Source organism: Nocardia sp. bgisy118, assembly GCF_057708605.1.
This window is the reverse complement of sequence record NZ_JBYISM010000058.1, coordinates 1-9,072: the sequence shown is the minus strand read 5'-3', so window position 1 is coordinate 9,072 and position 9,072 is coordinate 1. Positions and strand designations below refer to the sequence as shown.

Here is a 9,072-nt window from a genome sequence, read left to right as displayed (position 1 = left end):
ACCAGCGCTGCGGCTTGACACGATCATTGAAACTCCCTCCGGTGACGCCCACCCGGCTCCGGCGCCACACGAAGACGGGACACCGTCGCCTGCCGTGCCTCGGCCGCCACACGACGGCCCTGGGCCGCGCCAGCACTGAACAACACGATCGTCCGAGCACGAGCCAACGCCTGCCGCTCCGTCACCTCAAAACCCCCTGACAGGAGACGGCGCGCCCACCGAACCCACCCAGCTGATCCGAGCGAGGTCGCCGCAGGCGGGACTCCGCCGACGCTGTCCTCGTCAGGAAACGCGTCGGCTGGCCCTGTATGAGTTGGGGAACGGTCATCGGCACGGCTCGGGTCCTTCGGATGTCGGTGAACGGGTTCACGTTCCAGGACACCGCCTGCGACTACTGGGAAGTACCCGCCACGGCACCGCCGACGTGCAGCCAGCCCGCCACGGGTCTGGCGCGGTCACCGTTGGCAATGTCGGTGATCGGTGCCGATCCGAACGCATTCCGAGGATGTGGGCTTATGAGCACGAAAGGCAAGCGCCGTTATCCACCCAACAAGCGGCTGACCTGGCAGCGGCTGCAGAAGGGCTGGAGTAGGGAAGAGTTGGTCAACCAGATTGCGCTGAGCATGAAGGCGCACGGCGAGACCGACACTGGACTGACTGCGGATACTGCTCGGCGGTGGGAGTCCGGGGAACGATGGCCAGAGCCGCGATTCCGCAAGCATCTCGTCTCGGTGCTTGGACTTCCTGCTGCCGACCTCGGGCTGCTCAGCCCTGAGGAGCTGGCCATGCGCCCGGATGAACTTGGCCACCCAGGACCTGAGATGCTCGATGAATTGAGGAGGTTGTTGATGGCCGACGAAGTAACTGGCTTCGGTCGAAAGCAGTTTCTGACCGCTCTGCTGGCGGCAGGCTTGTCACCGCTGGCTGCGTCGACAGTGGTCGGCGAAGCCGAAGCGGCGTGGCATCAGCCAGGCAAACGGCGTGACCCGCGTGCGGTCGCCGCGTATCGCACGATCACCGCCACTCAGCGCGAGATGTACTGGGTTAGCGAACCGACGGTGTTGCTCGATGCTGCACTGAGCCACCTGCGGCTCGGTACTCAGCTGCTCGCGGCGTCACCTGAGACCCTGCATGACGGAGCCGAACTCGCGGGGGCTGTTGCCGAGACCGCGCTATTATCGGCGCGATTGGCATTCTTCGATCTCGGGCATGCACCGCTGGCCGAGCGGTGCTTCGGGTATGCCGAATCGGCTGTCGCGCAGTGTGGCGACCATGCGCTCGCCACCATGATCGCAGCTCACCGTGCCTTCCTTCCCGGGTTCGTCGGGAACTCCGTAGCCGCTGGCCAGCTCCTCGACGTCGCACATGCGCATGCGCGTTACGACAGCGGGCCGCTTCTGCGTTCGTGGCTGCATTGCGTTACCGCAGAAATCCATGCACGAACTGGTCACGCGGCCTCGGCAAGAGAGAGAATCCGGCAAGCCGAGGACTCTCTGGGCACCGGTGGCACGGACTCCGATCGTTTGGACTTCTTCGACGCGACGCGGCTGGCCGGATTCGCTGGGAACGTCGCACTGCTCGCCGGACATCACGACTCGGCGGCTCGTTGGCTCCAGACGGCTCTGAATCAGCTCGATCCAAAGGCTCAGAAACAGCGCAGCGTCCTGCTGTTCGATTTGGCTGAAGCGCACGCGGCGGCCGATGCCGACCACGCCGCAACGATCGCGCAACAGGCATGCGCGGAACTGGAATCGACCTTTTACCGAACCGCATACGAACGCATCCCGGCTGTCCAGCGAGCCCTCAGCGGAACCCGAGGCGGTGCCGAGCTTGCACAGCGGGCTAACGAGCTACGCCCGCTGGCTGCGGGTTCGTGATCAGTTCTCTTGCTCGTTGTACTTCCGCACAAGATCAGGCAACTCGGAGAGATTGTCGAGGCGAAAGAGGCTGCGCCCCTCGATGTCAGTGCCCAAGATCTTGTGCGCAGTATCGTCACGCAGGATGTGCCCCCACGGCCCGCGGCGGATTACGGCGGCGTTGATACCGAGTTCGATGGCCGGGCGAAGATCATTGTCGACCCGGTCGCCAACGTAAAGGATTCTCTCGGCAGCAACTCCCGCTTCAGCGATCAAGCGCTCGAAAAACGCCAACGAGGGCTTGCTGGCGCCCCAGCTATCAGAGGTGCCGAGGATGTCGGTCGGTAGCTGCAAGTTTCGAAGGATGTCTTCGGCGCGAGTGGTCTGGTTTCCTGCAATGCCGACCGTCAGGCCCTGTGCACGGAGCGCCGACAGGCACGGGCGTACGTCCGGGTACAAGTCGTCCTCGCCGAACCACTCCGGCTGACCCGCCTCAGCTCGACGCTCCCGCTCAGCAGTGAGATCGAAGCCCGGCCGGAAGATCTGGAAGGTCTCGCGGTAGTCCCTACCTTGAGCGATCACGGCACCGAAAGCGGCTGAAAAGGTGTGCCGGGGGACCCCGAGCCAGTCCGCCCAGGTGCCGTACTCCCGGGTTTCGTCAACCAGAACCTCACCTACATCGAAGAACACCGCGTCGATCGCCATGGAAGCCACAATATGCGGCCGTCCACCATCGGCGCCGATGGACATCCCCTGGCTGCCCAATGGCCGCTGTATCCCGGACCTCCCATTGGGTGGGATTGAGCGACAGGCATCGTCGGTGGACCGGGTCTCCGCCGACAGGCGACGGGAGGGGTTCCGGTGAGCATCCATCAGCTGGTCGTGATCGGGTACGACGAGATTGTCCGCAACAAGTACATGCCGTGTATCCGGGCTGCGATCGAGGACGGGCATCTGGATTCGTGGTCGGTCATCGATCTGGAATCCGAACGGGAAGTGATTGAACAGCGTCTCGTCGGCGTCGATCCTCAACCGCGGATGAAGGTTTTCGTACCCTCCGACCGCGGCAACCAAGCGCGGGCGCGGGACACCGCTCGCTCGGCGTTGGGCATGCTGCGGTTGCCGGGCCTGCCGATGAAGGCCTACATCGCCACCGAGGTCGGATCGCACGAACAGTACCTGCGTCAATGTGTCGAGGACGGGGTCGATTCCTTGGTCGAGAAGCCAGTCCTGGCACCGATGATCGGCGACCGATTCGATCCCTCGTTGATCTCAACCAGCATGAGCGAGCTGATCGCGGCGGCCACGCGCCGCCAAGCCCGGCATTCGGTGATGACGTTGAGCCGATACCACTCCATCTACAACGATCGAGTCATCGCCTCACTGCGGGAACGGTTGCAGCAGTGGCAATCTCCGCTCACTTCCTTCCATCTGCGTGCGGCCGGTGGGGTGTGGAACCTCGAACACGAATTCGTCACTCGCGACGATCACCCCTACCGTTACGGGTACGGGATGCTGATGCATGGCAGCTATCATTACATCGACCTCGCCGTGCAGGTGTTGTCGTTGAACAAGCTGCTGTTCGGCAACCGCCGCCTGCGGTTGCAGGTGTGCTCGTTCGGTGCCTATCCCGCCGACCAGTGGCAGAGACTGTCGCGTCCCGCCACGCAGATGCTCGGGGGAGACTCCCGTTGCGTAGTGCTCGCGCGTGAGCCGCGCCGCTATGGGGAAACGGATATCACCTCGACCTTCCGGTTGGTCGATGCCGAAACCGACACCACGATCACCTTGGGCACGTTGTCGTTCGAGCAGACCACACCTTCGATCCGGCATTGGACAGCCTTCCCGGACGGGGTCTATAACAAGAACGGCCGTACTTCCAGCGTGGACCTGGAAGCGCAGCTGTCGACTCTCTACTCGGTGCATGTCACCTGCTATGACGTTCCCCGCAGCCCGGATGCCGACAGGATCGGTGCGGTTGCCGAGGTCCTGACACGCGCCAACGCTTCACTGCTCACCGACCACGAGTACGTGTCGCGAGAGACGTTCGACGGGCTGTTCCATAGCGACAGCAACCGCGCGCTGATGCAGAACTGGTTGCGCGGCACCGAGACCCGTAGTCGACTGCATGAGCATTTCCTGCCGATGCGTGTCACCGAAGCGTTGGCGCTGTCGCTACGAATCCCCGGCCAGACCGTAGAGATCGACGGATTCTGAAGGGGCACGCCCGTGTGCATCATGCGATCGCAACGTGAAGTCACCGAGTTCTACCGACACGCCCTTGCGGATGGCGCCCAGTCCGCAGAGCGTCTGAGCGCGCCGGTCTCCGATCGGTTCGCTCACTTCCTGAATTCGATCGGCGACCGCGTTCCTGGCACTGCGCTGGACCTCGGGTATGGGATGGGCACCTACACAGTCGCGTTGGCGCGCACGGGGTTCGACGTTGTCGCCATCGACCAGGTGCCTGCAACGATCCTGCGGTCCCGTCTGGATGGATGCCCACCGTGGGCCCAGCGCATCACGCTGCTCGAGGGGCGAATCGAGAACTTCGTGGTGACACAACACTTCGATGTCGTCGTTGCCAAGGACGTCCTGCACTACTTACGCCAAGATCAGGTGCGTGACCTGCTGATGAGATGCATCCAGCGGGCGCCCTGGGGTGCAGCGCACTTCCTGGAGGTGTTCACCGATATTCACCGCACCGACCGCCGAGGCCGCCGGGTGCTCATCGAGGCTGAAGCCGCCTACACCGCTGCAACCTTCCGCGACACCGTCGAAACCCTCTATGCCGGATGGAATACGCAGATGTCGCTCGAACCGCACACGCTGCGCAACGCGCAATCGACACGAAACCACTTCGAAGCCAACAGAATTACCGTCTGCGCCCACCGCGCCCCCGCGACGAGACCATGCTGACCAACCAGGAAAGCCGATTCGGCATCAGTGTCATCATTCCCTGCTACAACAGCGGCGGCGAGCTGCTCGCCGAAGCAATCGACTCCGTCGTCCACCAACCGCTTTTCTGCCCACTCGAGATCGTCGTGGTCGATGACGGCAGTGATGACGCTGCCACGCTGGCTGCCATCGAAACCACGATCCACCGACCTGAGGTGCGGGTCGTGCGGCTGGCGCACAACCTCGGCGCCCAGGTCGCCCGCAACGCCGGGCTCGACGCGGCAAGATTCGACTACATCCTGCCGCTCGACAGCGACGACCGCCTCGCCACCGATCCGCAGCTGCTCGCCTGCGGCGGGTACCTCGAACCAGCGATCCGGCTCCTCGACTCCAGCTACGAGATCGCGTTCGTGCACACCTATTCACGGATGTTCGAGGGCTTCACCGGACTCACGATCTCTGCTTATCCGCTGCACGAGGAACTGCTGGTGCGCAAACACCACGCGCCGATGCCGATCGTGTATCGACGCGCCGATGCCCTCGCCGCGGGCGGCTACGACCCGCGCATCCGCAAGTGGCAGGACTGGGCATTCGCCATCGACCTGCTCGCTGCCCGGCAACGACGCGGGACGACTAACGCCATCGCCTGCATCGCAGGCCCGTACCACGAATACCGTGTGCACTCCCGCTTCCCTCGCGTGTCCACCAGCTCGGTCAGCGAATTGCAGATGACCCGGCACGTGGTCGAGAAGAACCTCGACTATTTCCGTGCCGTTCTCGACGACGAGCGCTGCGCCGCGGAGCTCGCCGCCGAGGTGTACGCCCGCAAACCGGACCGGTTGACCGATCTGCTGCACATGGCCGCCGCCGATCTGGACCAGGCCCTCACCGTCGCAGGCCAGCGCCACGCCACCATGATCAGCCTCGCCGATTCGTTAGGCATCCCGTGAACGCCCGATCCAGGTCCGGGCCATCGTCAGGTACCGGCCGAAGGAGCACTGCTCAGGCAATATGCTGGGCGACTGTGACCGAACCCCACTCCCGAAACAGCATCGACCCCGCGACCCTGCCGACGACCTTCGTACCGGTAGAGCTGGAGAGCGAGCTGTACGTACGGTGGGTAGACAACGGCTACTTCCGTGCTGAGGAGACCAGCGACAAACCCGCCTACACCGTGGTCATCCCGCCACCGAATGTCACCGGCCGCCTGCACATGGGCCACGCCTACGAGCACACCCAAATCGATGCACTGACCCGTCGCAAGCGCATGCAGGGCTTCGAGACGCTCTGGCAGCCCGGCATGGACCACGCCGGCATCGCCACCCAAAACGTCGTCGAGCGCGAGCTGGCCAAGGAAGGGCTGTCCCGCCACGACCTCGGCCGCGACGCCTTCGAGCAGCGCGTGTGGCAGTGGAAGAACGAGTCCGGTGGCGCCATCTCCGATCAGATGCGCCGCCTCGGCGACGGCGTCGACTGGGATCGCGAACGCTTCACCATGGACGAAGGCTTGTCCCGCGCGGTCCAGACCATCTTCAAACGCCTCTACGACGACGAACTGATCTACCGGGCCGAACGCATCATCAACTGGTGCCCACGCTGCACCACCGCGATCTCCGACATCGAAGTCGACCACAAAGAACGCGACGGCGAGTTGATCTCCATCCGCTACGGCGAGGGTGAGGACTCGATCGTCGTCGCGACCACCCGCGCCGAAACCATGCTCGGCGACACCGCCGTCGCCGTGCACCCCGACGACGACCGCTACGGCCACCTCATCGGCCGCCAGATCAAACTGCCCCTGACCGACCGTCGCATCCGCGTCGTCGCCGACACCCACGTCGACCCAGCGTTCGGCACCGGCGCGGTCAAAGTCACCCCCGCTCATGACCCTAACGATTTCGAGATCGGGCAACGCCACAACCTGCCCTCGATCACTGTGATGGACGAGCGCGCGATCATCACCGCGCATGGTCCATTCCAGGGCTTGGACCGGCTCGAGGCTCGCAGCGCGGTCGTGGAAGCATTGCGCGCCGAAGGACGCATCGTCGCCGAGAAGCGCCCCTACACCCACGCGGTCGGGCACTGCTCACGCTGCGGCACCGTCATCGAGCCACGCCTGTCGATGCAATGGTGGGTCAAGGTCGCACCACTGGCGAAGGCCGCGGGCGACGCCGTCCGCGACGGCAGCGTCACCATCCATCCCGCTGAGCTGTCGTCGCGCTACTTCGACTGGGTCGACAACCTGCGTGACTGGAACATCTCCCGGCAGCTGTGGTGGGGCCACCGGATCCCGATCTGGTACGGCCCCGACGGTGAAGTGCTCTGCGTCGGCCCGGACGAAACGGCACCGGAGGGATGGACTCAGGACCCTGATGTCCTCGACACCTGGTTCTCCTCGGCGCTGTGGCCGTTCTCCACGATGGGCTGGCCCGAACAAACCACCAGCCTGGCCAAGTTCTACCCGAACTCGGTCCTGTTCACCGGCGATGACCTGCTGTTCTTCTGGATCGCCCGGATGATGATGTTCGGTCTCTACGCCACCGGCCAATCGCCCTTCTCGGTGATCGCTTTGCACGGCATGGTCCGCGACAAGTACGGCAAGAAGATGTCGAAGTCCTTCGGCAACGTCGTCGACCCGATCACCTGGATGGACGCCTACGGCACCGACGCCCTGCGGTTCGCGCTCGCCCGCGCCGCCAACCCAGGCACCGACGCACCGATCAGCGAAGAATCCGTCGAAGGCGCCCGCAACTTCACCACCAAGATCTGGAACGCCACCCGCTTCGCCCTGCTCAACGGAGCCACCACCAACGGCCCGCTGCCCCAACCCGAGGCCCTCACCACCGCAGATCACTGGATCCTGTCACGGCTCGACACCATCATCGCCGACACCGATGCCCTCTTCGAGGACTACCAGTTCGCCAAGATCGCCGACCTGCTCTACCACTTCGCCTGGGACGAGGTATTCGACTGGTACCTCGAACTGTCCAAGGCCACCTACGCCGCAGGCGGCGCCGCGGCCGACTCGGCACGTCGCGTCCTCGGCCATGTCCTCGATACACTGCTCCGGCTGCTCCATCCCATCGTGCCCTTCGTGACCGAAAAACTGTGGACCACACTCACCGGCGGCGAGTCCCTCGTCATCGCAACCTGGCCCACCGCCGCCGGTTACCACGACCCGGCGGCCGAATCCGAAATCACCGCATTGCAAAACCTCGTCACCGAGGTTCGCCGTTTCCGCTCCGACCAAGGCCTGCCCCCGACCAAGCCGGTTCCGGCTGAACTCGAACTGACCGCCGCCCTCGGAAAACATGAGGCCGCAATCCGCCAGCTGCTGCGGCTCGAACCAGCTACTCAGAAGTTCACGGCCACAGCGACATTGCCTCTCGGTGAAAGCAGGGTGAGCCTCGATCTGACCCAGGCGATCGACGTCGACGCGGAACGACGACGGCTGGAAAAAGACCTCGCCGCGGCACGAAAAGAGCTCGACGGCACCACAAAGAAGCTCGGCAACGACCAATTCCTCGCCAAAGCACCCGCCAACGTCATCGACGGCATCCGCGCCCGGCAGCGAAGCGCCGAACGCGATATCGAGAGGCTCCAACACCAGCTCGACGCGCTGCCGGTGTCGTAGACGGCAAGGTATCGCGCGACGAGTCCCGAGCCGGATCGTTGGCGGTCCCGCCTGCAGCGATCCAGGTATCGGCGAACAGCCACGTAACATCTTGCATCGTCAACGGGTGCTGCTGGTAGTCGATCTGGGCGCCCCGCCATGCCAATCCCGAAGGGATATTTTGTGAGCCGTCCGCAAATCGTCAAATCTGGAACGATCAGTGGCTTCCCTGAGTGGTTGCCCGAGGTCCGGATGGTCGAACTGCATTGGCTCGACACCATCAGGGCCTGCTTCGAACGCTATGGCTTCGCATCGGTCGAGACCCCCTCGGTCGAGGCGTTGGAAACCTTGCAAGCCAAGGGCGAGACCTCCCAGGAGGTATACACCCTGCGGCGGCTGCAGGCCGACCCCAACGACGCCAGCGACGCGCGGCTGGGCCTGCACTTCGACCTCACCGTCCCCTTCGCCCGTTATGTCGCTGCCCACCTCAACGACCTGGTATTTCCGTTCAAGCGGTACCAGATTCAGCGAGCCTGGCGCGGCGAGCGCCCCCAGGAAGGCCGATTCCGCGAGTTCACCCAATGCGACATCGACGTCATCGGTGTCGACCGCGTGCCGCTGCACTTCGATGCCGAACTGCCGCGCATCATCATCGAAACGATGACGGCGCTGAACCTGCCTAAGTGGACCCTCTACGTCAACAACCGC

General features: G+C 64.1%; 7 protein-coding genes. 6 read left to right on the top strand and 1 reads right to left on the bottom strand.

The window, feature by feature from the left end; translation table 11 throughout:
* The first annotated feature begins 515 nt into the window (after window positions 1-515).
* Complete coding sequence (locus tag AC3EO7_RS37570) at window positions 516-1,877, top strand: helix-turn-helix domain-containing protein (protein ID WP_435593850.1); 1,362 nt, start codon at window positions 516-518, stop codon at window positions 1,875-1,877.
* Here the strand turns inward: AC3EO7_RS37570 and AC3EO7_RS37565 are convergent, their stop codons facing one another.
* Window positions 1,878-2,561, bottom strand: a complete 684-nt coding sequence (locus AC3EO7_RS37565) for an HAD family hydrolase (protein WP_435593849.1) — start codon at window positions 2,559-2,561, stop codon at window positions 1,878-1,880.
* A 156-nt stretch (window positions 2,562-2,717) separates the two neighbouring features.
* Between AC3EO7_RS37565 and AC3EO7_RS37560 the strand changes: the two genes are divergently transcribed.
* From AC3EO7_RS37560 to AC3EO7_RS37540, 5 genes are all read left to right on the top strand, one after another.
* Window positions 2,718-4,073, top strand: a complete 1,356-nt coding sequence (locus AC3EO7_RS37560) for a Gfo/Idh/MocA family oxidoreductase (protein ID WP_435593848.1) — start codon at window positions 2,718-2,720, stop codon at window positions 4,071-4,073.
* A 21-nt stretch (window positions 4,074-4,094) separates the two neighbouring features.
* Window positions 4,095-4,772, top strand: a complete 678-nt coding sequence (locus AC3EO7_RS37555) for a class I SAM-dependent methyltransferase (RefSeq protein ID WP_435593852.1) — start codon at window positions 4,095-4,097, stop codon at window positions 4,770-4,772.
* Window positions 4,766-5,701: a glycosyltransferase family 2 protein gene (locus tag AC3EO7_RS37550; protein ID WP_435593847.1), complete on the top strand. Its 936-nt coding sequence runs from the start codon at window positions 4,766-4,768 to the stop codon at window positions 5,699-5,701. Before AC3EO7_RS37555 ends, AC3EO7_RS37550 begins: the two co-directional genes overlap by 7 nt.
* 74 nt (window positions 5,702-5,775) lie before the next feature.
* On the top strand, window positions 5,776-8,385 hold the full coding sequence (locus tag AC3EO7_RS37545) for a valine--tRNA ligase (RefSeq protein WP_435593851.1): 2,610 nt from the start codon (window positions 5,776-5,778) through the stop codon (window positions 8,383-8,385).
* A 162-nt stretch (window positions 8,386-8,547) separates the two neighbouring features.
* On the top strand, window positions 8,548-9,072 hold a 525-nt coding region (locus tag AC3EO7_RS37540), incomplete at its 3' end, for an ATP phosphoribosyltransferase regulatory subunit (RefSeq protein WP_435593846.1).